This is a genomic window from Nocardia sp. NPDC050378 (assembly GCF_040655675.1).
In the GTDB taxonomy this organism is placed as follows: Bacteria; Actinomycetota; Actinomycetes; order Mycobacteriales; family Mycobacteriaceae; genus Nocardia; species Nocardia coubleae.
The window spans coordinates 78,652-103,496 of sequence record NZ_JBFAKI010000016.1; the positions used below are offsets into that span (position 1 = coordinate 78,652).

The 24,845-nt window shown below is 67.7% G+C and carries 25 protein-coding genes and 1 pseudogene; 19 read left to right on the plus strand and 7 right to left on the minus strand.

Annotated features, from left to right (window positions below):
- The first annotated feature begins 80 nt into the window (after window positions 1–80).
- The 8 genes and pseudogenes from AB0I35_RS26550 (at window position 81) to AB0I35_RS26585 (ending at window position 9,742) form a co-directional block, all read left to right on the plus strand.
- Window positions 81–1,238 (plus strand): branched-chain amino acid ABC transporter substrate-binding protein, encoded by a 1,158-nt coding sequence (locus AB0I35_RS26550; protein WP_357399049.1) that lies wholly within the window; start codon window positions 81–83, stop codon window positions 1,236–1,238.
- Window positions 1,239–1,310: 72 nt separating this feature from the next.
- A complete protein-coding gene (locus AB0I35_RS26555; RefSeq protein ID WP_357399051.1) occupies window positions 1,311–2,348 on the plus strand; it encodes a branched-chain amino acid ABC transporter permease in 1,038 nt (345 codons plus the stop codon).
- Window positions 2,345–3,754, plus strand: coding sequence for a branched-chain amino acid ABC transporter permease (locus AB0I35_RS26560; RefSeq protein ID WP_357399053.1), 1,410 nt, complete (start codon window positions 2,345–2,347; stop codon window positions 3,752–3,754). Before AB0I35_RS26555 ends, AB0I35_RS26560 begins: the two co-directional genes overlap by 4 nt.
- 41 nt (window positions 3,755–3,795) lie before the next feature.
- Window positions 3,796–4,704: pseudogene (locus AB0I35_RS26565) on the plus strand (ABC transporter ATP-binding protein); the annotation flags it as partial.
- A gap of 147 nt (window positions 4,705–4,851) precedes the next feature.
- Window positions 4,852–5,547, plus strand: coding sequence for an ABC transporter ATP-binding protein (locus AB0I35_RS26570; RefSeq protein ID WP_357399099.1), 696 nt, complete (start codon window positions 4,852–4,854; stop codon window positions 5,545–5,547).
- Between the two features lie 105 nt (window positions 5,548–5,652).
- On the plus strand, window positions 5,653–8,391 hold the full coding sequence (gene polA, locus AB0I35_RS26575; RefSeq protein WP_357399101.1) for a DNA polymerase I: 2,739 nt from the start codon (window positions 5,653–5,655) through the stop codon (window positions 8,389–8,391).
- Window positions 8,392–8,482: 91 nt separating this feature from the next.
- Window positions 8,483–8,908 (plus strand): SRPBCC domain-containing protein, encoded by a 426-nt coding sequence (locus tag AB0I35_RS26580; protein WP_357399054.1) that lies wholly within the window; start codon window positions 8,483–8,485, stop codon window positions 8,906–8,908.
- Between the two features lie 60 nt (window positions 8,909–8,968).
- A complete protein-coding gene (locus tag AB0I35_RS26585; RefSeq protein WP_357399055.1) occupies window positions 8,969–9,742 on the plus strand; it encodes an acyl-ACP thioesterase domain-containing protein in 774 nt (257 codons plus the stop codon).
- Between the two features lie 37 nt (window positions 9,743–9,779).
- Here AB0I35_RS26585 and AB0I35_RS26590 read toward each other — a convergent pair whose 3' ends face one another.
- Window positions 9,780–10,091, minus strand: coding sequence for a DUF6191 domain-containing protein (locus AB0I35_RS26590; protein ID WP_357399056.1), 312 nt, complete (start codon window positions 10,089–10,091; stop codon window positions 9,780–9,782).
- Window positions 10,092–10,438: 347 nt separating this feature from the next.
- On the opposite strand from AB0I35_RS26590, the gene AB0I35_RS26595 reads away from it, so the two are divergent.
- Window positions 10,439–10,861: a 2-keto-3-deoxygluconate kinase gene (locus AB0I35_RS26595; protein ID WP_357399057.1), complete on the plus strand. Its 423-nt coding sequence runs from the start codon at window positions 10,439–10,441 to the stop codon at window positions 10,859–10,861.
- Between the two features lie 76 nt (window positions 10,862–10,937).
- Here AB0I35_RS26595 and trxA read toward each other — a convergent pair whose 3' ends face one another.
- Together trxA and AB0I35_RS26605 are read right to left on the minus strand one after the other, a co-directional pair.
- Entirely contained in the window at window positions 10,938–11,312 is a 375-nt protein-coding gene (gene trxA / locus AB0I35_RS26600) for a thioredoxin (protein WP_067644661.1), read from the minus strand.
- Window positions 11,313–11,361: 49 nt separating this feature from the next.
- On the minus strand, window positions 11,362–11,862 hold the full coding sequence (locus tag AB0I35_RS26605) for a 2'-5' RNA ligase family protein (RefSeq protein WP_357399059.1): 501 nt from the start codon (window positions 11,860–11,862) through the stop codon (window positions 11,362–11,364).
- A 75-nt stretch (window positions 11,863–11,937) separates the two neighbouring features.
- Between AB0I35_RS26605 and AB0I35_RS26610 the strand changes: the two genes are divergently transcribed.
- The 4 genes from AB0I35_RS26610 to AB0I35_RS26625 all read left to right on the plus strand — a co-directional run bounded on the left by AB0I35_RS26610 (window position 11,938) and on the right by AB0I35_RS26625 (window position 15,774).
- The gene (locus AB0I35_RS26610; RefSeq protein ID WP_357399060.1) at window positions 11,938–13,026 is read left to right on the plus strand and encodes an isocitrate/isopropylmalate dehydrogenase family protein; all 1,089 of its coding nucleotides are present in this window, start codon (window positions 11,938–11,940) and stop codon (window positions 13,024–13,026) included.
- Between the two features lie 192 nt (window positions 13,027–13,218).
- Window positions 13,219–14,058 carry an ABC transporter substrate-binding protein gene (locus AB0I35_RS26615; RefSeq protein WP_357399102.1) on the plus strand — a complete coding sequence of 280 codons (840 nt, stop codon included), beginning with the start codon at window positions 13,219–13,221 and terminating at the stop codon, window positions 14,056–14,058.
- 1 nt (window position 14,059) lies between these two features.
- The gene (locus tag AB0I35_RS26620) at window positions 14,060–14,998 is read left to right on the plus strand and encodes an amino acid ABC transporter permease (RefSeq protein ID WP_357399062.1); all 939 of its coding nucleotides are present in this window, start codon (window positions 14,060–14,062) and stop codon (window positions 14,996–14,998) included.
- Window positions 14,999–15,021: 23 nt separating this feature from the next.
- Window positions 15,022–15,774, plus strand: a complete 753-nt coding sequence (locus AB0I35_RS26625; RefSeq protein ID WP_133734253.1) for an amino acid ABC transporter ATP-binding protein — start codon at window positions 15,022–15,024, stop codon at window positions 15,772–15,774.
- A gap of 90 nt (window positions 15,775–15,864) precedes the next feature.
- Here the strand turns inward: AB0I35_RS26625 and AB0I35_RS26630 are convergent, their stop codons facing one another.
- On the minus strand, window positions 15,865–16,512 hold the full coding sequence (locus AB0I35_RS26630; RefSeq protein WP_357399063.1) for a MerR family transcriptional regulator: 648 nt from the start codon (window positions 16,510–16,512) through the stop codon (window positions 15,865–15,867).
- 102 nt (window positions 16,513–16,614) lie between these two features.
- Between AB0I35_RS26630 and AB0I35_RS26635 the strand changes: the two genes are divergently transcribed.
- Window positions 16,615–17,562: a hypothetical protein gene (locus AB0I35_RS26635; protein WP_357399065.1), complete on the plus strand. Its 948-nt coding sequence runs from the start codon at window positions 16,615–16,617 to the stop codon at window positions 17,560–17,562.
- Window positions 17,559–18,014, plus strand: a complete 456-nt coding sequence (locus tag AB0I35_RS26640; RefSeq protein ID WP_357399066.1) for an ABA4-like family protein — start codon at window positions 17,559–17,561, stop codon at window positions 18,012–18,014. Before AB0I35_RS26635 ends, AB0I35_RS26640 begins: the two co-directional genes overlap by 4 nt.
- Window positions 18,015–18,181: 167 nt before the next feature.
- Here the strand turns inward: AB0I35_RS26640 and AB0I35_RS26645 are convergent, their stop codons facing one another.
- Together AB0I35_RS26645 and AB0I35_RS26650 are read right to left on the minus strand one after the other, a co-directional pair.
- Window positions 18,182–19,726, minus strand: coding sequence for an acyl-CoA carboxylase subunit beta (locus tag AB0I35_RS26645; protein WP_357399068.1), 1,545 nt, complete (start codon window positions 19,724–19,726; stop codon window positions 18,182–18,184).
- Window positions 19,727–19,814: 88 nt separating this feature from the next.
- Window positions 19,815–20,714 carry a LysR family transcriptional regulator gene (locus AB0I35_RS26650; protein ID WP_357399069.1) on the minus strand — a complete coding sequence of 300 codons (900 nt, stop codon included), beginning with the start codon at window positions 20,712–20,714 and terminating at the stop codon, window positions 19,815–19,817.
- Between the two features lie 70 nt (window positions 20,715–20,784).
- On the opposite strand from AB0I35_RS26650, the gene AB0I35_RS26655 reads away from it, so the two are divergent.
- The 4 genes from AB0I35_RS26655 to AB0I35_RS26670 all read left to right on the plus strand — a co-directional run bounded on the left by AB0I35_RS26655 (window position 20,785) and on the right by AB0I35_RS26670 (window position 23,982).
- The gene (locus tag AB0I35_RS26655) at window positions 20,785–22,119 is read left to right on the plus strand and encodes an FAD-binding oxidoreductase (RefSeq protein WP_357399070.1); all 1,335 of its coding nucleotides are present in this window, start codon (window positions 20,785–20,787) and stop codon (window positions 22,117–22,119) included.
- 65 nt (window positions 22,120–22,184) lie between these two features.
- Entirely contained in the window at window positions 22,185–23,069 is an 885-nt protein-coding gene (locus AB0I35_RS26660) for an SPFH domain-containing protein (RefSeq protein WP_357399071.1), read from the plus strand.
- A gap of 8 nt (window positions 23,070–23,077) precedes the next feature.
- Window positions 23,078–23,248, plus strand: a complete 171-nt coding sequence (locus tag AB0I35_RS26665; protein WP_166655833.1) for a hypothetical protein — start codon at window positions 23,078–23,080, stop codon at window positions 23,246–23,248.
- Between the two features lie 179 nt (window positions 23,249–23,427).
- The gene (locus AB0I35_RS26670) at window positions 23,428–23,982 is read left to right on the plus strand and encodes a hypothetical protein (protein WP_357399072.1); all 555 of its coding nucleotides are present in this window, start codon (window positions 23,428–23,430) and stop codon (window positions 23,980–23,982) included.
- Here the strand turns inward: AB0I35_RS26670 and AB0I35_RS26675 are convergent.
- Window positions 23,979–24,833: a class I SAM-dependent methyltransferase gene (locus AB0I35_RS26675; protein ID WP_357399074.1), complete on the minus strand. Its 855-nt coding sequence runs from the start codon at window positions 24,831–24,833 to the stop codon at window positions 23,979–23,981. The genes AB0I35_RS26670 and AB0I35_RS26675 overlap by 4 nt on opposite strands.
- Window positions 24,834–24,845: the final 12 nt, after the last annotated feature.

Genomic DNA, 24,845 nt, shown 5'->3' on the forward strand with positions numbered 1-24,845 from the left:
CATAGAGGTGAGACGTGCTCAGTTCGACATGGCGCAGTCGTTCGACGCGGGGAGTTCTGGTAATCGGAGCTGCCGCGTCGTTGGTGTTGTCCGGATGTAGTGACAAGTCGTCCGACGGCGGCGGTGGCGGCAACACCGACCTCTCCATCCAGCCCGTCGTGCAGCTCGATACCGAGGGTAAGGCCGTCGCCCAGGTCGACGCGGGCACCGCCGCCGACCCGGCCGGTGACGGCAAGGCCAAGTGCGCGCCCCAGACCATCGCGATGGCGGGCCCGCTGACCGGCGGCAACGCCGCACTCGGCATCAACATCATCAACGGCGTCAAGCTCGCGCTCGACAAACACAACAAGGCGAACCCGGACTGCCAGGTCTCGGTCAAGCAGTTCGACACCGAGGGCAAGCCGCAGCTGGCCAGCCAGGTGATCCCGACGATCGTCGCCGACCCGAGCATCGTCGGCCTGATCGGCCCGACCTTCTCCGGTGAGACCAAGGCGACCGGCCAGATCCTCAGCGAGGCGGGCATGCCGACGCTGACCGCCTCGGCCACCAACCCGACGCTCACCCAGAACGGCTGGAAGACCTTCTTCCGCGGTCTCGGCAACGACAACTCGCAGGGCCCGGCCGTGGCGAAGTACCTGACCGGCGAGAAGGGCTACAAGAAGATCTGCGTCGTGCAGGACAACACCGACTACGGTGCCGGTCTCGCGCAGGCCTTCATCACCGCGGCGGGCTCGGCGGCCGACCCGTCGTGCGCGGCCAATGTCAAGGAAGGCGACAAGGACTTCTCGGCGACGGTCTCCAAGCTGGCCGCCGCCAAGCCCGACGCCATCTTCTACGCCGGCTACTACGCCGAGGGCGCCCCGTTCGTGCAGCAGCTTCGCTCCGGCGGTGTGACCGCGACGTTCGTCTCCGCCGACGGTAGCAACGACCCGGAGTTCGTCCGCCAGGCCGGTTCGTCGTCGAAGGACGCGCTGCTGTCGTGCCCGTGCAGCCCGGCGCCGGAGAAGTTCGCCGCCGAGTACACCGCGCTCAACGGCCAGGCGCCCGGCGTCTACTCCGTGGAGGGCTACGACCTGACCACGATCCTGCTCAAGGGCATCGACTCGGGCAAGCTGACCCGCGCCGAGCTGGTCGACTACGTCCGCAACTACACCGGCACCGGTGTGGCTCGTGAGTACAAGTGGAGCGAGACCGGCGAATTGGCCAACATCCAGATCTGGATGTACGAGGTCAAGTAGTCCACCTGAGCGTGTTGCGGTGCGCGTGGCAGCTGTCGCCACGCGCACCGCTCGCCTGACGCGAGAGTAACCATGACATCAGCCGCATCGCTCGGTGTGACCTTGTTGGCCGAGGGGTCCATCGATTTCAATGTGTCCGGGGTGATCGACCAGTTCTGGAAACTGACGGTCGACGGACTCACCTACGGCTCGATCTACGCGCTGGTCGCCGTCGGCTATACGCTGGTCTACGGCGTGCTGCGACTGATCAACTTCGCCCATTCCGAGATCTTCATGCTCGGCATGTTCGGTACCTACGTGGGGCTGGAGCTGCTCGGCTTCGCCCCGAGCGGCAATGTGTATTCCCAGGGTGTCGTCCTGACGATCACCTATCTCGGCCTGGCGATGCTGTTCGGCATGCTGGTCTCGGGCATCGCCGCCGTCGGCCTGGAACGCGTCGCCTACCGGCCACTGCGCAGGCGAGGCGCCAAACCACTCGCCTTCCTCATCACGGCGATCGGCATGTCGTTCGTGATCCAGGAATTCGTGCACTACATCCTGCCCAAGATCAAGCCGGGTCTCGGTGGTTCCAACGCGCAGACCGGCATCCGGCTGGTCGAGCCGAAGGTGCAGTTCACCTTCCTCGGCGCCCAGGTGACCAATGTGGCACTGGTGATCTTCGCGGCGGCGATCGTGCTCGCGATCATCACCGAGGTCGTCATCAACCGGACCAAGTTCGGCCGTGGCATCCGCGCGGTGGCCCAGGACCCCGACACCGCGACGCTGATGGGCGTTTCGCGGGAACGGGTCATCATGCTGACCTTCCTCATCGGCGGTCTGCTGGCAGGTGCGGCCGCCATGCTGTACACGCTCTACATTCCCACCGGCATCATCTTCTCCGGCGGATTCATTCTCGGTATCAAGGCTTTCAGCGCCGCGGTACTCGGTGGCATCGGCAACCTGCGCGGCGCGCTGCTCGGCGGGTTGATCCTCGGGATCGCCGAGCAGTACGGGCAGATCCTGTTCGGCACCGAATGGCGTGACGTGGTCGCGTTCGTGCTGCTGGTGACCGTGCTGATGTTCCGGCCCACCGGCATCCTCGGCGAGAGTCTGGGGAGGGCACGCGCATGACCGACATGACGAAAACCGCAGTGGCGCAACAGGACAAGCGTGGCATCGGCGACGCGATTCGCGGTTGGTGGGACGGGTTGTCGCGGCCGGGGCAGTGGGCGGTCGGAATCCCGATCATCGCCGCGCTCGCCCTGCTTCCGCTGTTCCCGCCCCCGCTCATCGACACTCCCGGTGTGAGTTTCGGCGGTGTGATGGCGCAGTTCGCGATGTACGCGCTGATCGCCATCGGCCTGAACGTGGTGGTCGGCCAGGCCGGTCTGCTCGACCTCGGTTACGTCGGCTTCTATGCCGTCGGCGCCTACACCGTCGGCCTGCTGACCAGCCCCAACAGCCCATGGAACCAGACCGACGGCGGCTGGCTCGAACCCGGCTGGGCCTGGGTGGCGTGCCTGCCGCTGGCGGTGGCGCTCACCGCGGTGGCAGGCCTGATCCTCGGTGCGCCGACCCTGCGGCTGCGCGGTGACTACCTGGCCATCGTGACGCTCGGCTTCGGTGAGATCGTCCGGCTGATGGCCGACAACCTCGGCGAGCTCACCAACGGCAGCCTCGGCCTGTCCAAGATCTCCTACCCGGAGGTCGGCGAGTCCGAGGCCCGACCCGGCGGGTTCTTCTCGCCGGGCAATCTCGGCAACCCCGACAGCTGGAATCCGTTCACCCGCGCCAGCAACGGAACCTGGTGGTTCTGGCTCGGCATGGTGCTGGTGATCGTGGTGCTGCTCATCATCGGCAACCTCGAGCGCAGCCGCGTCGGCCGCTCCTGGGTGGCGATCCGCGAGGACGAGGACGCCGCCGAGATCATGGGCGTGCCGACCTTCAAGTTCAAGCTGTGGGCGTTCGTGATCGGTGCCTCGGTCGGCGGTCTGTCCGGTGCCATGTATGCCGGTCAGGTCACCTATGTGAACCCCAAGCAGTTCGACATCATCTTGTCGATGCTGTTCCTGTGCGCGGTGGTGCTCGGCGGTTCGGGCAACAAGCTCGGCGTGATCGTCGGCGCGTTCCTCATCGCCTACCTGCCGATGCGGTTGCAGTCGGTGCAGCTGGTGTCGAACGAGTCGACCGGCTACGTGCTGCTCGCGCTCGATATCGCCCTGCTCGTCGGGCTGTGGCTGCTGTGGCGGTGGCGCGGTGACGTGCTCGGTGTCTGGGCGCGGCGCGGGGTGATCACGGCCTCGATCGTCGCGGTGATCTTCGGGCTGCTGTTGTTCGGCAGTGTGCTGCTGTTCCGCAAGGGCGGTGCGCAAACCCTCGGTGACCTGAAGTACCTCTACTTCGGCATCGCGCTGGTGGTGATGATGATTCTGCGACCGCAGGGCCTGTTCCCGGTGCGGCAGAAACTGCTCACCTACGGCAGACAGGTGTACCAGGCCGTGCGCAAGCCGGCCGAACTGATCGGAGCGAGGCGATGACCGGGCCGGGCGCGGGCGACGCGCTGTACGACAACGAGGACATGGCCGCCGGATACAAAGCGGCACCGGAGGTCGAGCCCGCGGGCGAGGTCGACGTGACGGCGGTGCTGCCCGAACTGGGCGACGCCGAGGCCGTGGCCGACGTCGTCGCACCGCACCGTGCGATCGAGACAGCCGTCGGTGAGCCCTTGTTGCGCACCGACGGGCTGACGGTGAAGTTCGGTGGTCTGACGGCGCTGGACGGGGTGAGTTTCGAGATCCGCCGCGGCGAGATCCTCGGGCTCATCGGCCCCAACGGCGCGGGCAAGACCACCTGCTTCAACGCCATCACCGGTGTGTACAAACCGGCGGCGGGCAGCGTGCACTTCGACGGCAAACCGCTGGCCAAGACCAAGCGCAACGAGATCACCCGGCTCGGGATCGCGCGCACCTTCCAGAACGTACGGCTGTTCGGGGAGATGACGGCACTCGAGAACGTCGTCGTCGGCACGGACGCGCGCCACACCACCTCGGTGCCCGGCGCGGTGTTCCGCACCGCCAAACACCGGCGCGAGGAACGCGACGCCATCGAGCGCGGCATGGCCCTGCTCGAATTCGTCGGTATCGCACCGCGCGCGGTGGAGAAGGCGCGCAACCTGTCCTACGGCGACCAGCGCAGGCTCGAGATCGCGCGAGCGCTGGCCACCGAGCCGAAACTGCTGTGCCTCGACGAGCCGGCCGCCGGGTTCAACCCCAGCGAGAAGTCGGCGCTGATGGACCTGATCCGCAAGATCCGCGACGACGGGTACACCGTGCTGCTCATCGAGCACGACATGCGGCTGGTGATGGGCGTGACCGACCGCATCGTGGTGCTCGAGTTCGGCCGCAAGATCGCCGATGGGCTGCCGACCCAGGTGCGCGAGGATCCGGCGGTGATCGCGGCGTATCTCGGTGTGCCCGACGCGGATACGGTCGCCGAGGTGCGGGAGGAAGCCGATGCCGCCGCGGCGGCGGGTGCGACGCCGACGGCGGGTGCGGCCGTGGCGAGCACGACGGTGCTCGAGAAGGACGAACCGGCCGAGCCCGCTGCGCCGACACCGCTGCTCGAAGTGCGCGACATGGTGGTGCACTACGGCAGAATCGAAGCGCTGCACGGTATTTCGCTGTCGGTCGCGCCGGGCGAGCTGGTCACGTTGCTCGGCGCCAACGGTGCGGGCAAGACCACGACCATGCGGGCGCTGTCGGGCCTGCTGCCGCTCACCTCGGGCCGGATCCTGTTCGAGGGCAAGGACATCACCACGATGAAGGCCCACGACCGGGTGGTCGAGGGGCTCATCCAGGCGCCCGAGGGCCGCGGCGTCTTCCCCGGCATGACGGTGCTGGAGAACCTCGATATGGGTTGCTACGGCAGACCTTTCGACGACAAGGCGGAGAATCAGAAGACGCTCGAGTGGGTATTCGAGCTGTTCCCCCGGCTGGCCGAGCGCCGCAAGCAGGTGGGCGGCACGCTCTCCGGTGGTGAGCAGCAGATGCTGGCCATCGGACGCGCGCTGATGGCGCGGCCCAAGTTGCTGCTGCTCGACGAGCCGTCGATGGGTCTGGCGCCGATGGTGATCCAGCAGATCTTCCGGATCATCAGTGAGATCAACCGGCAGGGCACGACCGTGCTGCTGGTCGAGCAGAACGCCCAGCAGGCGCTGACCCGCAGCGACCGGGCCTACATCCTGGAAACCGGTGAGGTGACCAAGACCGGCGCCGGGGCCGATCTGCTGACCGATCCGGCGGTGATGTCGGCGTACCTGGGCGTGGATTGATCGGGTACCGCGGAGGCCGGGCACGCTGCCACAGCGTGCCCGGCCTTTTTTGCAGAGCACGCCCGCGCACCGATAGCCGAAGTGTCGGTGGGTGTCCCTACACTCATGCGGGTGAGTTCACCGACGACTGCTCAGGCATCGACTACGACCACTGCCGCGGAGGGCGAGCGGCCGACGCTGCTGCTGCTCGATGGGCATTCGATTGCCTATCGTGCGTTTTTCGCGCTACCGGCGGAGAACTTCAAGACCGTCACCGGGCAGACGACGAACGCGGTGTACGGCTTCACCTCGATGCTCATCAACCTGTTGCGCGACGAACAGCCGACGCATGTGGCGGCGGCCTTCGATGTGTCTCGGAAGACGTTCCGGACCGAGGCGTACCCGGAGTACAAGGCCAATCGCAGTGCCACGCCCGACGAGTTCCGCGGGCAGGTCGAACTCACCAAAGACGTGCTGGGGGCCATGGGCATCCCGGTGATGGCCATCGACGGGTACGAGGCCGACGATGTGATCGCCACGCTCACCACCCAGGCGCAGGCCCAGGGCTACCGGGTGCTGATCGTCACGGGCGACCGGGACGCGATCCAGCTGGTCAACGACGACGTCACCGTGCTCTACCCGAAGAAGGGCGTCTCGGATCTCACGCGGTTCACGCCCGCCGAGGTGGAGACGAAATACGGGCTCACCCCGGCGCAGTACCCGGACTACGCGGCGCTGCGCGGTGACCCGAGCGACAACCTGCCCGGCATTCCGGGGGTGGGGGAGAAGACGGCGGCCAAGTGGATCCGCGAGTACGGCGACCTCGCCACGCTCGTCGAGCGGGTCGACCAGGTGAAGGGCAAGGTGGGCGACGCGCTGCGCGCGAACCTGTCGAGCGTGGTCCTCAACCGCCAGCTCACCGAAATGGTGCGTGAGGTACCGCTGGCCTACACCCCCGACCAGCTCGTCAAGGCGCCCTGGGACCGGGAGAAGATCCATCAACTCTTCGACGACCTGGAATTCCGGGTGCTGCGCGACCGGCTGTTCGACACCCTCGGTTCGCCCGAGCCCGAAGCCGAGTCGGGTTTCGAGATCAGCGGCGGCGCACTCGACCAGGGCGCGGTCGCGGACTGGCTGGCCGAGCATGCGAAAGCGGGTGCGCGCCATGGGCTTTCGATCGTCGGCACGGGCACGCCGGTGCACGGTGAGGCCCGGGCGCTCGCCATCGCCGCGGCCGACGGCGAGGGCGGCTACATCGACCTGACCGTGCTCACGCCCGAGGACGAGACGGCGCTGGCGGCCTGGCTCGCCGACCCGGCGGTCTCCAAGGCGCTGCACGAGGCGAAGTCGGCGGGCCACGCCCTGCGCGGGCGCGGTTTCACCCTGGCCGGGCTCACCACCGATACCGCGCTGGCCGCCTATCTGGTCCGTCCGGGCCAGCGCAGCTTCAACCTCGACGACCTGTCGCTGCGCTATCTCAAGCGCGAGCTGCGCGCCGAGACCAGCGAGCAGACCCAGCTGTCGCTGCTCGACGACGAGGACAGCGTCGCCGAGGGCATCGCCCGCGAGGAGATGCTGCGCGCCCGCGCCGTCGCCGACCTGGCCGAGGCCCTGGACGAGGAACTGGCCAAGATCGAATCCACCGCCCTGCTCGAGGAGATGGAGCTGCCGCTGCTCGGCGTGCTCGGCGAGCTGGAGCAGGCGGGTATCGCCGTCGACGTCACCCAGCTCGAGAATCTGCAGCAGCAGTTCGCCGACCGTGTCAGCGAGGCCGCCAACGCCGCCTACGACGTGATCGGCAAGCAGATCAACCTCGGTTCGCCCAAGCAGCTGCAGGTGGTGCTGTTCGACGAACTCGACATGCCCAAGACCAAGCGAACCAAGACCGGCTACACCACCGACGCCGACGCGCTGGAATCGCTGTTCGAGAAGACCGGCCACGCCTTCCTCGAACACCTGCTCGCCCACCGCGACGCGACCCGGCTCAAGGTGACCGTCGACGGCCTGCTCAAGTCGGTCGCCGACGACGGCCGCGTGCACACCACGTTCAACCAGACCATCGCCGCCACCGGTCGCCTGTCCTCGACCGAGCCGAACCTGCAGAACATCCCGATCCGCACCGACACCGGCCGCATGATCCGCGACACCTTCGTGGTCGGCCCCGGCTACTCGGAGCTGATGACCGCCGACTACAGCCAGATCGAGATGCGCATCATGGCGCACCTGTCGGGCGACGCGGGCCTGATCGAGGCGTTCAATTCGGGGGAGGACCTGCACACCTTCGTCGCGTCGAAGGCTTTCGACATCCCGCTGTCGGAGGTCACGTCGGAGATGCGCCGCCGCATCAAGGCGATGTCCTACGGCCTCGCCTACGGTCTGAGCTCCTACGGCCTCAGCGCCCAGCTCAAGATCAGTACCGCCGAGGCGAAGGACCAGATGGAGGTCTACTTCGACCGCTTCGGCGGTATCCGCGACTACCTGTCGGAGGTCGTCGAGGCGGCCCGCAAGGTCGGCTACACCCAGACGCTGTTCGGTCGTCGCCGCTACCTGCCCGATCTGGACTCGAGCAACCGTCAGCGCCGCGAGGCCGCCGAGCGGATGGCGCTCAACGCGCCGATCCAGGGCACGGCCGCCGACATCATCAAGGTCGCCATGATCAACGTCCACACCGCGATCCGCGAGGCGGGGCTGCGCTCGCGCATGCTGCTGCAGATCCACGACGAACTCGTGTTCGAGGTGGCCGAGGGTGAGCGTGCGGCGCTGGAAGCCCTCGCGCGCGAACAGATGTCGAACGCGATCGAGCTGTCGGTCCCGCTCACCGTCTCGGTGGGCACCGGGCGCAGCTGGGACGCCGCCGCACACTGAGTTCACCTGCCGCTACCTGGCGCGTTTGTCCAAGACGGCGCGCCGGGCGCGGTCCTAAGGTGGTGGTGATCGACCGAAGGAGTTGAGCATCATGACCGGATTCGTCGCGACCGTGCGGACCGACGTCGAGGCCTCTCCACAGCGGGTGTGGGAGGTGCTGACCGACCCGGCGCAGATCCGCGAGTTCATGTTCGGCGCCGAGGTGCGTACCGATTGGCAGCCGGGTAGTTCGATCACCTGGACCGGCGAGTTTCAGGGCAGGGCATACGAGGATCGCGGTGAGATCCTCGCCGCCGAGCCCGGCCGGTTGCTGCGGATGACGCATTACAGTCCCCTGAGCGGGCAACCCGACATTCCCGCGAACTACCACACGCTCACCTACGAGCTCAGCGGCGACGACACGACGACACACCTGTCGCTGAGCCAGGACAACAACGCCACCGAGGCGGACGCCGAGCACTCCCGGCAGATGTGGACCGCCCACGTCGACGGGATCAAGGCGGCCGCCGAACAGTGAGCGCCCGCGACTCGCGAGTCGTCCCCGGACTGCGACCCCGATGTGTGACAGCATCGGCTCATGCCCGTCGACGTCATCCCCACCCCGCTGCCCGACTGCCTCGACATCACGCGGGCCTTCGCGCGGTCGTGGCCGGTCCGTCTCGGCGACACCGACGATCAGGACCGGTTGCGGCTCGACGCGGTGGCGCGCTACCTGCAGGACATCGGGTTCGACCACCTGGACGCGGTCGCCGACGGCGACATCCACCAGGCCTGGATCGTGCGGCGCACCGTGATCGACGTGTACGAGCCGATCGTGTTCGGCGACCGGGTGCAGTTGCGTCGCTGGGCCGACGCCCTGTCCAACCGCTGGTGCGATATGCGGATCCAGCTGAAAGGCGAGCGGAGCGGGCACATCGAGGCGGCCGCGTTCCTGATCCATATCGACCCCGTGGCCGGGCGGCCCGCCCGGATGACCGATACCTTCATGGCGCCGATGCTGGCCAGCACCACCGAGCACCGGTTGCGCTGGAAAGCCGCCCTCACCGAACTCGACGACCCCGACGTGGAGACGGTGCCGTTCCCGCTGCGTGTCACCGATGTCGACCGCCTCGGCCACGTCAACAACGCCGTGTATTGGGAAGCGCTCGAGGAAACCCTCGCCGCCCACCCGGACACCCACGAACTGCCCTACCGGGCGATCATCGAACATGTGGGCCCGGTGATGGCCCGCGACAAGGTGGTCCTGCGCACGAGCGTGCGTCCGACCGGGCTGCGGATGCAGATGGACGTCGACGGCTCGGCTCGCGCACTGGCCTCGGTGACCGCGCTACCTGCCCGCGCGAAGAGCTGACGGCAACCGACCGAGCTCTTGTTGCCGCACAGCGGATTCAGCGCTCGCGCGCGATCAACCGCGCGGACCCGCCGCTGAGGTCTATTTCGTCGCGTGGCGGTGCACCGTCGGACGGGTTCTCCCGATGCATCAGCGTGGTCTGCCGCTGTTCGAACTCGTGATGTTTGGACCCCTGGAACATGGCGGCCAGATGTTCGAAGCCCGTCGCGGCGACAGCCGGTCCGCTCCGCTTGCGGGTCCAGGGCAGCACCCGGCTGCCGGTTAGCCGGTTGACAACCACTTCCAGGAGCGTCAGCAGGATGAGCCCGATCGCCAGCCCGGGGATCGTCATCGCGAAGACCATACCCATGCGCTCACGGTACCCCGCGTCCGGCGAGTGGTCCCTGAGCTGCAGTGATGGTACTCACGAGTAGACACGTCGAGCGGGAAACAAGGTTGCGATTTCACGACGACGCCCCTATTGTCGTAGTCGTGCCGAATCCCGCCGACCGCTTCGCCGCGCCGCTTGTCGCTCACCGCGACCGCGCGGTCGCAGCCGCGCAGACCGCGTCGGCTGTCACACGGCAGATTCTTCTCGTAGTAACCCGCCGTAGCGGGGTCTGATTCGGACCGGCCCCCTCGCTGCGGGCTGATTTCTCTTTTGTACTGCTGGTCCCCTCTGCCAACGAAGACATCTTCGGGAAGACCTCACCTGCAATGACACTGCTCACACTGGACCATGCCATGCTCGACGCCGCGCCCAAGGCCCTGCGCGCCGAGCTCCGTGACCTCGACCCCGCCGACTTCGCCGCCCGCTACATCCGGATCACCGGACCGGTCACCCTCGGCGAATTCACTTGTTCCGGAACGGATTTCACCGCCACGCTGGAACTCGGCAACCACCTGCGCACCGTCATCGCCGCCGGTAACCCGGTCGCCGCGATGACCTCGGCGCTCTACGACGAGGGCTACCCCCTCGAGATCCTTCGCTTCCACCAGCGCCGCACCGAGGCCGGTATCGCCACCTTCGTGCAGTGCGAGTTCAACGGCAAGCGTGGATGGGCCGCCGCCATGGGCGCCGGCGGCGCCGAGTCGACCGTGCGCGCCATGATCGCCGGCGTCAACTTGCTCGCCAACTGACAGATCGACGTTCAGGGCCCGTTCACCTCACGAAAGGTGAACGGGCCCTTGCCATTTCAACGGCCGAGCAGTCGGCCTATTCGGCAGGCGAGTTCTGCTGCTCGGCGATCTGCTTGCGCACTTCGTCCATGTCCAGGCCCTTGACCTGGGTCACCAGATCCTCGAGCGCGGCGGGCGGCAGCGCACCGGGCTGGGCGAACACGAGCACGCCCTCGCGGAAGGCCATGATGGTCGGGATCGACCGAATGTTGGCGGCGGCGGCGAGCCCCTGCTCGGCCTCGGTGTCGACCTTGCCGTGGACGACGTCGGTGTGCTTCTCCGACGACGCCTCGAAGGTCGGTGCGAAACTCTTGCAGGGCCCGCACCAGGAAGCCCAGAAATCGACGAGTACCACGTCGTTTCCGGTGACGACTTCGTCGAAGTTCTGCTGGGTCAGCGTCTGGGTGGCCATGACGTCCTCTCCTTGTCGGTGTCCTCGGCTGTAACGCCTCGGCGTCCCTCTATCTTCCACCGACTGCCACATGCTCTTGCCGCGCGTCTCCGTCCCAACGGCGAATGCCCACCGCAACGGCCGGAAATTCATGGTCGGTGGCTACCGCGTCCACCGCCGTGCCGAGCTGTTCCGCGGTCACGCGGCGGGCGAGTGTCACGTGTGGTGTCCACGCGCCCGGCCGCGTGTTCGCGGGCATACCGGGGCACGGGCTGACCAGCTCGTCGACCCGGCGGTGCAGGTCGAGCAGTTCCGCGGTGACGATCACCGATCGCACGAGAATCGGCCTGCGTGCCCCGAAGATCAGCAGTCCGCCCAGGCGGACCGGCAACGGTGCGAACTCCAGGCCCGCCAGCGCCCGGTCGATCCTCGGCCAGATCTCGCGGGCCACCGCGACGGTGATGTGTGGTCGATGAGTGTCCCCGCGCGGGGCGGCAAGGCCGAGACGGGCCAGCTCGGCCCACTGTCTGCGGACCTCGGCCTCGCCCGCGCCGTCCAGGAGGAGCTCCACCGACTGCACCATGATCTGCAGAAACTAGTCGCTCCGGTATGTCCGCGTGCCGGTGGCGCGGCGGCAGGGGCGAGGATGGAGCGCGTGAACACGACGAAGGCGAGCGTGCGGCTCGGAGTGATCGACGGTGACGGCATCGGACCCGAGGTGGTGGCCGCCACCCGCGCGGTGGTCGACGAGGCGGTCGGCGCGACCGGGCTCGACCCGGTGGACTGGGTGCCACTGCGCATCGGCCACGACGCCATCGCCGAATTCGGCCACCCGCTGCCCGAGCAGACCCTCGCGGCACTCGACGAACTCGACGCCTGGATCCTCGGCCCGCACGACAACGCCTCCTACCCCGCCGACATGCGGGTGGCGCCCGGCGGTGCCATCCGCAAGCGCCTCGGTCTGTACGCGAATATCCGTCCCGCCGTGGCCTTCCCGGGAGTCCGTGCGACGGCAGCCGATATCGACCTGGTGATCGTGCGGGAGAACAGCGAGGGCTTCTACGCCGATCGCAACATGTTCGCCGGGTCGGGGGAGTTCAAACCGACCGAGGACGTGGCCATGGCGGTGGCCGTGATCACCCGGCAGGCGTGCGAACGGATCGCCCATCAGGCGCTGCGGTTGGCGCGGGGACGGCGCAAGCGGGTCACGGTGGTGCACAAGGCGAACGTCCTCCCGATGACCACCGGCCTCTTCCGTGACGTGTGCTACGAGATTGCCGGGCAGTATCCGGACGTGCGGGTCGACGACGCGCATGTCGACGCGATGGCCGCGCACCTCGTGCGCGCGCCCGGCGAATTCGACGTGATCGTCACCGAGAACCTCTTCGGTGACATCCTCTCGGACCTCGCGGGCGAGCTGAGCGGGTCGCTCGGCATGGCGCCCTCACTCAACTGCTCCGATACCAAGGCGATGGCGCAGGCGGTGCACGGTGCCGCGCCCGGTCTGGCCGGGCACAATCGGGCGAATCCGGTGGCATTGCAACTGTCGGCGGCAATGTTGTTGCGCTGGTTGGGAGTTCGTGACGGAAATCGTGCGCTGAATGCGGCGGCGGACCGGATCTCCGGTGCGGTCGCGGCCACACTCGCCGCCGGAATCGCCACCGCGGATCTCGGTGGTCTCGCCTCGACCAGCGAATTCACCGAACAGGTCGCCGCCCGCGTGCACCGGAGGTGAACCCACCCCTTTCACATTCGCTGATCAATCTTCGGTTACTGTCGCACCACGCTGTGTCCGGTTCGCATACATTGCCAAACAGGCGCTGACACGTGGCCGGCGTCGACGTGAAATGTGGAGGCTCCTTTGTCTGTTCGAACTGTGCTCGGCCGCGGTGCCGTGCGGTTGCTCTGTACCGCCGCCGCGGGCGCGATGGTGTTGACCGGCTGCGCGGAAAACACCGAGGGCGATACCACCGAGGTCACCAAGGTCTCGGTCGAGAAGGTCGATGCCATCGCCGCGACGCTGCCCGACAAGGTGAAGCAAGCAGGCAAGATCGTCGTCGGCGTGAACGTGCCGTACCAGCCGAACGAGTACAAGGACGCCAGCGGCGAGATCGTCGGCTTCGACGTGGACCTGCTCGACGCGGTCGCCGCCACCCTCGGGCTGACGGTCGATTATCAGGAGTCCGCCTTCGAGAAGATCATTCCCGCGATCCAGGCAGGCACCTACGACGTGGGTATGTCCTCGATCACCGATTCACGTGAACGTGAGCAGCAGGTCGATTTCACGACCTATTTCAACGCGGGAATCCAGTGGGCCCAGCAAACCGGCAAAACCATCGATCCGAACAATGCGTGCGGTAAACGAGTCGCCGTACAGGCCACTACGGTCGAGCACACCGAAGAGATTCCCGCCAAGAGCGCCAAGTGCGTCGCCGAAGGCAAGCCGCCGATCGATATGAAGCCGTTCGACGAGCAGAGCGCCGCGACCAACGCGCTCGTCCTCGGTCAGGTCGACGCGATGTCGGCCGATTCGCCGGTGACGGCGTATGCGATCAAGCAGAGCGAAGGCAAGATCGAGTCCTCGGGCCCGCTGTTCGACTCGGCGCCCTACGGCTGGGCGGTGCAGAAGGGCTCGCCGCTCGCGGTGTCGCTGCAGAAGGCGCTGCAGCACCTGATCGACAACGGCAAGTACGGTGAGATCACCACGAACTGGGGTGTCCAGGACGGTCAGATCAAGACCTCGGTCGTCAACGGCGCAGTGAGCTGACGTGACCGACGAGAAAGACACGGTGGAGGTGCCCGGACCGGGCACCGAACCCGAACCGATCAAAGCGGTCCCGCTGCGCAGGCCGGGCCGCTGGATCGCGGCGGCAATCATCCTCATCCTGGTTGGCTTGTTCGTCTACGGCGCCGCCACCAATCCTGCTTACAAGTGGGACACCTACAGCGACTACCTGTTCGACAAGCGCATCACCCAGGGCGCGATCGTCACCCTGGAACTCACCGTGCTCGCGATGGCGATCGCGGTGGGTCTCGGCACGATTCTCGCGGTGATGCGCCTGTCGCCGAACCCGGTGCTGCGCACCACCGCGTGGGTCTACCTGTGGATCTTCCGCGGCACCCCGGTGTTCGTGCAGCTGGTGTTCTGGGGTCTTGTCCCGTCGCTGTACAAGCAGATCGACCTCGGTGTGCCGTTCGGTCCGCAGTTCTTCCACATCGACGTGCAGAACCTGCAGGCCGCGTTCCTGTTCGCGGTGATCGGCCTCGGCCTCAACGAAGCCGCGTACATGGCCGAGATCGTGCGCGCGGGCATCAACTCCGTCGGCGAGGGGCAGCGTGAGGCGTCGGTGGCGCTCGGCATGTCGTGGACGCAGACCATGCGCCGCACGGTGCTGCCGCAGGCGATGCGGGTGATCATCCCGCCCACCGGCAACGAGCTGATCGGCATGCTCAAGACCACGTCCCTGGTGACCGCGATCCCCTTGAGCACCGACCTGTTCGGCCGTGCCCGCGACATCTACGGCGTGAACTTCCAGCCGATCCCGTTACTGCTCGTCTGTGCCACCTGGTACCTGGCGATCACCAGCGTGCTGATGGTCGGGCAGTACTACTTGGAACGGTATTACTCGCGCGGTGCCACCCGGCAGCTGACGGCCAAGCAGCTCGAGGAACTGGCCACGGCACAGGCGGCGGTGAAGGCGAAATGAGCGAAGCAGTGACCGCACCTCCCATGGTGCTCGCCGATCGGGTGTGCAAGAACTTCGGTGCGCTGCAGGTGCTCAAGGGCATCTCGCTCGAGGTGCACCGGGGCAAGGTGCTCACCCTGGTCGGCCCGTCGGGCTCGGGCAAGTCGACCTTCCTGCGGTGCATCAACCACCTCGAGCAGGTGAACGCGGGCAGGCTCTACGTCGACGGCGAGCTCGTGGGCTACCGGGAGAAGAACGGCAAGCTCTACGAGATGCATCCGCGCGACGCCGCGGTCCAGCGCCGCGATATCGGCATGGTGTTCCAGCACTTCAACCTGTTTCCGCATCGCACGGCACTCGAGAACGTCATCGAGGCACCCACCCAGGTGCGTGGTATCCGCAAGTCCGAGGCGATCGCCCGGGCCGAGGAACTGCTCGAGCGGGTCGGTCTGTCGGCCAAGCGCAATGCCTACCCGGCACAGCTCTCGGGCGGTCAGCAGCAGCGGGTGGCGATCGCGCGGGCGCTGGCCATGGATCCCAAGCTGATGCTGTTCGACGAGCCGACCTCGGCGCTGGACCCCGAACTGGTCGGTGAGGTGCTCACGGTCATGCGTGAGCTTGCCGATTCGGGCATGACGATGCTGGTGGTGACCCACGAGATGGGCTTCGCCCGCGAAGTCGCCGACGAGTTGGTGTTCATGGACGGCGGTGTGGTGGTGGAGTCGGGACCGCCGCGTGAGCTGCTGTCCAACCCACAGCACGAACGAACCAAGTCCTTCCTCTCCCGCCTGCTGTAGCCGCCTCCCCGCGACTTCGGGCCGGACTCAGGCGCGGGGAGGCTTTTCGAGGCGGCGAGTGCGAGATCACTCGGTGGATTTCTCGCGGGATCAGTGGGGCAGGTCGGGATTCACGTTCAGGCGTTCCAGGGAGACCTGGGCCTGGGCGATGCGGCGGATGGCGGCGAGGGCGGTGTCGCCCAGGACGGTGAGGACTACGACCGCGTCGACGACGGCATCGCGATCGCCCGCCGAAAGTGCTTCGGCCACATCGGTTTCGGCGACGATGCGCGCGCCGTCGAAGTAGGCGGGCAGCGCGGTCTCGCCCCATTCGGGGTAGCCGAGCTGGGCGGCGCGCACGAGGACGGCGGTGAGGGCCTCGATCACCGGCTGGGCAGGCTTCATCGACCATCCCCGCCGATCCATTTCCCTGCGCACGGTCTCGTAGGCGCGTTCCCACTCGGCGTCGGAGGCGGCGGGAGCGGGGGAGATGAGGCTGCCCTGCACCACCCCGAGCAGGCTGAACATCGGCAGATCGGGGGTGTCGACGGCCCTCAGAACGTCACCTACCGTGGCCACCGGTAGCCCGCCGACCTCGATCAGCGCGCGCACCAGGCGCAACCTGCGGACATGCTCGTCTCCGTAACTGGCCTGGTTGGGGCCGGTGCGTTCGCCGGGCGGCAGCAGCCCTTCACGCAGGTAGTACTTGATCGTCGCCACCGCGATGCCGCTGCGTTCGCTCAACTCCGAGATCCGCACCGTCGCCTCCTTCGTTCGCCCCTCTTGCTTAGCGCCCCGTTCATGGATAGTCTAACTATCCATAACGGATAGTGTAGCTATCTAGAACGTCGGGAGATTCGCATGTCCGTCCCCATCGCAGAGTCCTTGCCTCGCCGCCACGCCCCACTGCATCGGCCGCTGCTGTACTTCGCCGCCGTCAACGCGGTCCTGGCGGTGGTGACCGTCGTCGGGATGCTGGTCGACGACCGGGTGATCGCCGGGTCGACCGCCTGGTTCAAGCCGTCCAAATTCGCACTGTCGTTCGTGCTCTACAGCGTGGCACTGGCCTGGCTGATCTCGTTGCGGCCCAAGCCTTCCCGATTCCTGTGGTGGATGGCCACGGTGATCGTGATCGCCGGAACCATCGAGCAGGTGATCATCGTCGGGCAGGTGGTGCGCGGCACCCGCAGTCACTTCAACACGACGACGGTGTTCGACACGGTGCTCTGGGTGACGATGGCCGTCACCATCGTCGTGCTGTTCCTCGCGACGATGGCCGTCGCGGTCGGTCTGTCGCGTGCCCGCATCGGCGATGCCGCCGTCACCTGGTCGATCCGGCTCGGGCTCGCGATCACCCTCGTCGGCCTGGCGCTCGGGCAGTTGATGCCCATGCGGGAATCGGGGGTGGAGGGCATCGCGGGCGCGCACACCGTCGGTGCGCCCGACGGCACACCGGGTATGCCGATCACCGGCTGGAGCACCACCAACGGTGACCTGCGCATTCCCCACTTCGTCGGGATGCACGCGTTGCAGATTCTGCCGCTGCTCGCCGCCCTGCTCGTAGTCCTCGCGCCACGGATTCCGTTGCTGCGGCACGCACGCGTGCGGCTCGGCCTGATCCTCACCGCCTCGGGTGGTTACGCCGCGGTGCTTGCCCTGGTGACCTGGCAGGCGCTGCGTGGGCAGCCGCTCGTCCACCCGGACCGGGCAACCCTTGTCGTCGCCGCGGCGGTCGCCGTGGGAGTTGTTGTCGGAGTAGTGGTTTCGTTCGCGAGCGCGATCGGGAACCGGAAGGTGGTCACCGCATGAGCACGCTGTTCGACCTGTCGTTCTATGTCACGGTGCCGTTCTGGGCGCTGATGATCTTCGCGCCGACGTGGCGGCGCACCCGCCCGATCATCGCCTCGCCGTGGATCGTCGCGCCGTCCCTGGTGATCTGGGCGATCGTGGCGATCCCGGTCCTGGGAACTCTGTGGTCGCTGGTGACCTCGCCGTCGCTGGCCGCCATGACCTCCGCCGCCGCCGAGCCCGCGGTCCTGACCGCGCTGTGGGCCCAGATCCTCGCCTGGGACCTGTTCCTGGGCCGCTGGATCTACCTCGACAGCCGTGACCGCGCCATCCACCCGCTGCTCATGGGACCCCTGCTGGTCGGCACGATTCTCTTGTCGCCCATCGCGTTCCCGATCTATCTCGTACTGCGGACAGTGGTGAGCCGGGTGCCGAATCCCCCCGCGCCGCAGGCGGATCCGGCCATCGTGTGAACGCCGTCGGCCGGCCGGTCGTCGTTCAGTTCTCGGAGAAGGTGGTGTGGCGCGACCGGCTCGCGAACTGGCCCTGGCCCGGCGTCGCGACGGTACCCGCCCCGTGGTCCGCGGCTATGTGGCGGCGTGCGGGCCGGCCCGGCGCGGGCGCCGGGCCGAGCACGGTGTCACAACGGCATGAGCAGGTGTTTGCGTGGCCCTCGGATCTCGCGTTTGTCGGCGAGCAGGCGCAGGGCCTTGCGGATTTCCAGGCGGGTCCGCGACGGTTCGATCACCGCGTCGATGTAGCCGCGTTCGGCGGCGATCCAGGGGGTGGCCACGGTGGCGTTGTAGAAGTCGATCATCTGCTGACGGACCTGGCCGCGCTGTTCCTCGGCGACAGCGGCCAGTCGGCGCCGCTGCGTCAACCCGACCGCCGCTTCCGCGCCCATCACCGCGATGCGGGCGGTCGGCCAGGCCAGGTTCACATCGCCGCCGAGCTGCTTGCAGCCCATCACCGCGTAACCACCGCCGTAGGCCTTGCGCACGACGACGGTGACGATCGGCACGGTCGCCTCGACCACCGCGTAGAAGAACCGCCCGCCCCGCTTGATGACGCCGATCTTCTCCTCTTCGACCCCCGGCAGCACACCGGGTGTGTCGACGACGAACACCAGCGGCAAACCGAACGCGTCGCAGAGCCGGATGAAGTGGGCCGCCTTGTCCGAGCAGCGGGCATCGATCGCGCCGCTGGACACGAGCGGCTGGTTGGCGATCACGCCGACACTGCGGCCGTCCACACGCGCGAAACCGGTGATGAGATTGCGGGCGGCGTTGCCACCGATCTCGTGGAAGTCGCCGTCGTCGAAGATGCGTAACAGCACGTCGTACATGTCGTAACCGGCGCGATCGGAATCGGGGATCAGCGAGTCGAGTTCGCGATCGGACTCGGTGATCTCGGGTTCGAGACCGGGATTCACCACCGGCGCCTCGTCGAAACAGCTCGACGGCATGTAACTCAAATACGCTCGCGCCCAGTCGAAGGCGGCCCGCTCGTCGGCGGCGACGTGGTGGATGTTGCCGTTCTGCGCCTGGTTGAACGCACCCCCGAGTTCCTCGAGGGTGACCACCTCACCGGTGGTCTCACGGATGATCTCGGGACCGGTGACGAACATGTACGCCGACTCGGTGGCGATCAGCACATCGGTGTTGATCGGCGAATACACCGCTCCCGCAGCACATTTGCCGAGCATGATCGATACCTGCGGCACCAGGCCCGACAACCGGAGCTGGCGGCGGCTCATGGTCGCGTACCAGGCCAGCGAGGTCACCGCGTCTTGCACGCGGGCGCCGCCGGAGTCGTTGATCGCGATGAACGGGCACTGCACGTCGGCCGCGCGGTCCATGGCCATGGCCACCTTGCGGCCGAACATCTCACCGACCGACCCGCCGTACACGGTCTGGTCGTGGGCGATCACCACCACGGGGCGTCCGTCCACGGTTCCGTGCCCGGTGACCACGCCGTCGCCGTAGAGGCCCTCTCCCGGCTGCCGCACGAGGGCGCCGATTTCGACGAAACTGCCCTTGTCCAGCAGCATGTCTATCCGTTCACGCGGACTCGGTATCCCCTTGGCCGCCCGCTTGGCGACGCCGGCTTCCCCCGCCGGTTCCTGTGCCGCCCTCAGATTCTGCCGCAGCTCCCGCAACTTCCCCGCGGTTGTCGACTGCCCCATGTCGCGCCCTTCCTGTCGTGGTCGAGCTCTCCTTCATCAGTGTGGGTGCGAGCCTAACGCCGCCGTGACGACGGCGGCGCGGGCGGCATCAGGTGCCGGTGCGCAGCGCGATGCGCAGCTGACCGAGCAGCACCTTGGCTGCCGGGGTGAGTGGGCGATCGGCTCGCCAGGCAAGCGCCAGCCTGCCGCGGATCGCCGGCTCGACGATCGGCAGCACGCGAACCCCGAATCCCGCCGCTTCCTCGGCCCCGAGCGCGGGCACCACCGCCGTGCCGAGGCCGCGTGCGGCGAGCTCGAGCAGCAGCGGGGGAGCGGCTGCCTCGAAGGCGATTTCCGGAACGAAACCCGCGGCGGCGCAGGAACGTTCGAAGATTCCGCGTAGGCCGGTGCCGCGGGGCAGGCAGATGAGACGTCGCCCGGTGAGCGCCCGCAGGGTGATGGTGTCGGCGGGTTCGTCGGCCCCGGCGGCGACCGCGGCGACGAGCGGGGTCTCGAGCACCACGTCGGTGGCGATGCCGGGTCCGAGCTCGGCGCCGGTGAGGCCGACCAGCGCGAGGTCGAGGTCGTCGCGGTCGAGTGCGTCGAGCATGCGTTCGGACGTGTCCTCGGTCAGGCTGATCGCGACACCGGGGTGGTCGTCGTGGAAGCCGGCCAGCACGCCCGCGATGTCGAACTCGTCGGCCGCCGCACCGGAGACGGCACCCAACCGCACCCGGCCACGCAGCAGTCCGCTGAACTCCTGGACGGTCTGGTCGATGCGGTCGACGGCGGCCAGGGCGGCGCGGGCGTGGTCGAGAACCGCCCGGCCCACCTCGGTCGGGGTGACGGTCCGGGCGCCGCGATCCAGAAGCCGCTGGCCGAGTTCGCGTTCGAGCTGTTTGAGCTGCGCGCTCAGACCCGGCTGACTCAGGTGCAGGCGCTGGGCTGCCCGGGTGAAGCCGCCCTCGTCGACGACGGTCACGAAGTACCGGAGCTGCCGCAGTTCCATAACCACTGATTATAGGACCCAGAAAAACTATCTGTTGGGCTTATTCCACCATGGTGAGCACAGTGGAGTCATGACTGAAACCGCCACTTTCACCGGCCCCGTCTTCACCCCGGACGACGCCGGGTACCAGCAGGAGATCGCCGGATTCCAGACCGCCTACACCCACCGGCCCGCACTCGTCGCCGGTGCCGTCCACGCCGAGGACGTGCGCGCCGCCGTGGAATACGCGGTGCGGCACCGGGCTCCCCTCGCTGTGCAGGCCACCGGGCACGGGCTGTCGGTCGCCGTCGACGGCGGGGTGCTCGTCACCACCGGTCGGATGAACGCGATCACCGTCGACCCGGACAAACGAACCGCCAGGGTCTGCGCCGGTGTCCGGGCCGGCGCACTTGTCGAGGCCGCCGCCGCGCACGGGTTGGCCCCGCTGAACGGTTCGTCACCGTCGGTGGGTGTGGTCGGCTATGTGCTCGGCGGCGGACTCGGGTTGCTCGGCCGCGAATTCGGTTACGCCGCGGACCATGTGCGTTCGATCGAACTCGTCACGGCGGACGGTCGCGTCCGCACCATCGGTCCCGCCGACGAACTGTTCGCGGCGGTCCTCGGCACCGGCGGCAACTTCGGCGTGGTGACCGCCCTCGAACTCGACCTCGTGCCCGTCACCGAAATCTATGGCGGCCAGCTGATGTTCGATACCCCGCTCGTCGACACGGTGCTCGATACCTGGCGGCAGTGGAGTGCGACCGTGCCCGAGGAAATCACCTCCACCCTCGCCGTGCTGACCTTCCCCGACATCCCACCGGTCCCGCAGCCGTTGCGCGGCAGGCACGTCGCCTCCATCCGGGTGGCGACCACGTTGGCCGCCGAGGCAGCCGAGCGCCTGATCGCACCGTTGCGCGCGATCGGTGACCGCCTGCGCGACGACCTGCGCACCATGCCCTACACCGAATCCCACACGGTGCACAGCGATCCCGACTTCCCGCACGCCTACGCCGCGACCAACGCACTGCTCGCCGACCTCACCCCCGAAGCGCTGGCCGCGCTGCGGGCCCAGACCGCACCCGGCGGGCCGGTCGACGCCGTGGTCGACATCCGTCATCTCGGTGGGGCGCTGCGCCGGGGGACCGCGTCGGTCGGTCATCGTGACGCCGAGTACATCGTGCGGGTCATCACCGACGCGGGCGCCGGCGATGCCGCTCCCGAAGCGCTGGACACGGTGCGAAAAGCACTGGCGCCGTGGACGATCGGCCACAGCCTCAACTTCCTCTACGGGGCGGGCGCCGCGGCAGGCCCCGAGCAGACCGCGGCGGGCTATCCCCGCGCCGATTTCGACAGGCTGCGGGCCTTGAAGACGAAGTACGACCCGCACGGCATGTTCCGCGCCAATCGCACCATCCCCGGCGCGTAACCGACGTTGTCGCCGCAGTCTGTATCTGCTATTGTAATGATATCACTCAGATATCGGAGGATGTCATGGAACTGCGGCCCGCCTTTCGCTTCAACGGATTTGCCGTCCTACTCGGGTGGTTGGTGTCCACCCTGCTGTTCGGCGCCCTCGCGGTGCTGTCGCTGATCGCGGTGTCCAAGCACGACGGCGGTGCCCTCGCCTGGGCGGGCGCGGTGATCGGCGTGCTCGGCGTGGTGATCGTCGCGGCGCTGGCCACCGGGCTGATCGTGGTCGATCCCAACGAGGCCAAGGTCGTCACCTTCTTCGGCCGCTACATCGGCTCGGTCAGCGAACCGGGCTTCTTCTCGGTGGTCCCGCTCAGCGACCGCAAGTCCATCTCGCTGCGGGTGCGCAACTTCGAGACCCAGAAGCTGAAGGTCAACGACGCCGACGGCAACCCCGTCGAGATCGCGGCCGTGGTGGTCTACAAGGTGGTCGACAGCTTCAAGGCCGCCTTCGCGGTCGACGACTACGAGGAGTACGTCGAGACCCAGTCCGAGGCCGCGGTCCGTCACCTGGCGACCACGCACCCCTACGACGCACACGACGACGCCCGCACCAGCCTGCGCGACGGCGCCGAGGTGGCCGAGGAACTCACCGTCGAACTGCGCGAACGCACCCTCACTGCCGGTATCGAGGTGATCGAGGCCCGCATCACCCACCTGGCCTACGCCCCCGAGATCGCGCAGGCGATGCTGGTCCGTCAGCAGGCCGCGCAGGTGGTCGCCGCCCGCACCCGGATCGTCGAGGGCGCCGTCGGCATGGTCGCGCTGGCGCTCGACCGCCTGGCCGAACAGGGCACCGTCGAACTCGACGAGGAACGCAAGGCCAACATGGTCTCCAACCTGCTCGTCGTCCTCTGCGGCGACCGCGCGACCCAACCGGTCGTCAACGCCGGATCCCTCTACTGAGGTCGACTGTGCCCGCGCCGAAGAGAGAACCCAAAAAGGTTCTGCTGCGGCTCGACCCGGCCGTCCACGAGGCCATCGCCAAGTGGGCGGCCGACGACCTGCGCAGCATCAACTCCCAGATCGAATACGCCCTGCGTCTGGCCCTCGAACAGGTCGGCCGAAAGCCCAAGCGCGACTGAGTCGCTCGGATCGGGGCCCTCGGACGCTCAATGTGGTGATCTGTCACGGCACCCGACCGGCCGACCTGGGCGATCACCGGGTTTCGTCTGGAACAACGCGCCGAGCCGTGCACGGCGACAACCGAACTCGACCGCGCCGGTAAATTGATCCGGTGCCCATCTCGTTCGACATTCCTGGAATGCAACAGTTGGACGACACGACCTGGGGGAATCCGGCCACTCGTGATGTCGTCGCGCTGAACTACGTCAACGGCGCACCCGATCTGCCCGCGCGGCTCGACGATCCGAAGCGGCTGCGCAGGCGGCTGGCCGAACACCACGCGCGCACCGGCTGTCTGATCGAGGCATTCGTGGTGTGGGTCGACCAGTTGCCCGCGTTGCTGCGCGTCGAGAAGACGCGGATGCCGGGTCCGCACGGTGAGCTCGTGTTCGCGGCGTCCATCGTGGTGCCAAGGGACCGCTGCTCGGCGGTGTTCCAGATCATCTGTCCGGAGACGGGGCCGCCGGGGGAGCGGGAACGGACGATCGGCAGCCGATTCCGCCGCGACGAGATGTGCCCGCCTCACCCCTACGCGCCCGGCCTGCACGGGAAACTGCCGTACCTGCTGTCCGACGACGTCCGCTTCGACGCCGAATTCCCGCATCACGCGCTCACCAGGGCGCGTCGCTGGGTCGCCGAAACGGTGCCGAACGTCCAGGTCGCCCCGTCGTTCGCCGCGCTTCCCGAGTTCTAGGCGCCGGGCTTCTCGGTGACGAAGATGGCGGTGCCGGGGAAGATCTCCCCGCGCAACGGCGACCACTGCCCCCATTCGCGGTCGAGCCATTCCGGCCAGTCCGGTTCCACGATGTCGAGCAGGGTCAGCCCCGCGCCGACGATCTCGCGCACCCGGTCACCGATCGTGCGATGGTGCTCGACGTAGGTCGGTACGCCGTCGCCGTCGACCTCTACATAGGGCGTGCGATCGAAATACGGTATCCGGGCCACCAGGCCGGCCTCACCCGGATCGTCGGGAAAGATCCAGCGCATCGGATGATTCACCGAGAACACCCAGCGCCCGCCCGGCCTGAGCACCCGCGCCACTTCGCGCATCACCCGCGCCGAATCGGCGACGAACGGCACCCCGCCGAACGCCGAACAGGCCAGATCGAAGGATTCGTCCGCGAACGGCAACGCCTCCGCGCCGGCCTGGACCAGCGGCACCCGCGGTCCACCCTGCTCCATCGCCGCCACGCCGCGCGCGAGCATTCCCATCGACACATCCAGCCCGACCGGATACGCGCCCTGCCCCGCCAACCAGCGCGAACACGGCGCCGAACCGCAGCCGATCTCGAGCACCGACTTGCCCGTCACGTCGCCGAGAAAGCGCATGTCGCCCTCGTGCAGCCCCTCCGGGCACCACACGAACTCGCCGCCGGGGGAGTCGACACCGAGGAAATCGGCGTGGGTCTGGTGATACTGGTCGGCGTCGGCGTCCCACCAGCGCCTGCTGGCGCGTTCGCTGTCGGCCGAGCCGATCCTGGTTCGGGTGGTCGCCGCGGTTCCCAGCAGCGCGTTCGCCTGCGCATGGCGTTCGTCATCGGACACGGCGCCAAGGGT

What these genes read in the sequence shown, in the direction of transcription:
- AB0I35_RS26670 (WP_357399072.1), top strand. Translation starts at nt 23,428, where the DNA reads ATGCAACAGTTGGACGACACGACCTGGGGGAATCCGGCCACTCGTGAT.
- trxA (WP_067644661.1), bottom strand. Translation starts at nt 11,312, where the DNA reads ATGGCCACCCAGACGCTGACCCAGCAGAACTTCGACGAAGTCGTCACC.
- AB0I35_RS26650 (WP_357399069.1), bottom strand. Translation starts at nt 20,714, where the DNA reads ATGGAACTGCGGCAGCTCCGGTACTTCGTGACCGTCGTCGACGAGGGC.
- AB0I35_RS26585 (WP_357399055.1), top strand. Translation starts at nt 8,969, where the DNA reads ATGCCCGTCGACGTCATCCCCACCCCGCTGCCCGACTGCCTCGACATC.
- AB0I35_RS26645 (WP_357399068.1), bottom strand. Translation starts at nt 19,726, where the DNA reads ATGGGGCAGTCGACAACCGCGGGGAAGTTGCGGGAGCTGCGGCAGAAT.
- AB0I35_RS26595 (WP_357399057.1), top strand. Translation starts at nt 10,439, where the DNA reads ATGACACTGCTCACACTGGACCATGCCATGCTCGACGCCGCGCCCAAG.
- AB0I35_RS26615 (WP_357399102.1), top strand. Translation starts at nt 13,219, where the DNA reads ATGGTGTTGACCGGCTGCGCGGAAAACACCGAGGGCGATACCACCGAG.
- AB0I35_RS26635 (WP_357399065.1), top strand. Translation starts at nt 16,615, where the DNA reads ATGTCCGTCCCCATCGCAGAGTCCTTGCCTCGCCGCCACGCCCCACTG.
- AB0I35_RS26655 (WP_357399070.1), top strand. Translation starts at nt 20,785, where the DNA reads ATGACTGAAACCGCCACTTTCACCGGCCCCGTCTTCACCCCGGACGAC.
- AB0I35_RS26580 (WP_357399054.1), top strand. Translation starts at nt 8,483, where the DNA reads ATGACCGGATTCGTCGCGACCGTGCGGACCGACGTCGAGGCCTCTCCA.
- polA (WP_357399101.1), top strand. Translation starts at nt 5,653, where the DNA reads ATGCGGGTGAGTTCACCGACGACTGCTCAGGCATCGACTACGACCACT.
- AB0I35_RS26560 (WP_357399053.1), top strand. Translation starts at nt 2,345, where the DNA reads ATGACCGACATGACGAAAACCGCAGTGGCGCAACAGGACAAGCGTGGC.
- AB0I35_RS26610 (WP_357399060.1), top strand. Translation starts at nt 11,938, where the DNA reads ATGGAGCGCGTGAACACGACGAAGGCGAGCGTGCGGCTCGGAGTGATC.
- AB0I35_RS26660 (WP_357399071.1), top strand. Translation starts at nt 22,185, where the DNA reads ATGGAACTGCGGCCCGCCTTTCGCTTCAACGGATTTGCCGTCCTACTC.
- AB0I35_RS26555 (WP_357399051.1), top strand. Translation starts at nt 1,311, where the DNA reads ATGACATCAGCCGCATCGCTCGGTGTGACCTTGTTGGCCGAGGGGTCC.
- AB0I35_RS26590 (WP_357399056.1), bottom strand. Translation starts at nt 10,091, where the DNA reads ATGGGTATGGTCTTCGCGATGACGATCCCCGGGCTGGCGATCGGGCTC.
- AB0I35_RS26570 (WP_357399099.1), top strand. Translation starts at nt 4,852, where the DNA reads ATGGTGGTGCACTACGGCAGAATCGAAGCGCTGCACGGTATTTCGCTG.
- AB0I35_RS26640 (WP_357399066.1), top strand. Translation starts at nt 17,559, where the DNA reads ATGAGCACGCTGTTCGACCTGTCGTTCTATGTCACGGTGCCGTTCTGG.
- AB0I35_RS26625 (WP_133734253.1), top strand. Translation starts at nt 15,022, where the DNA reads ATGGTGCTCGCCGATCGGGTGTGCAAGAACTTCGGTGCGCTGCAGGTG.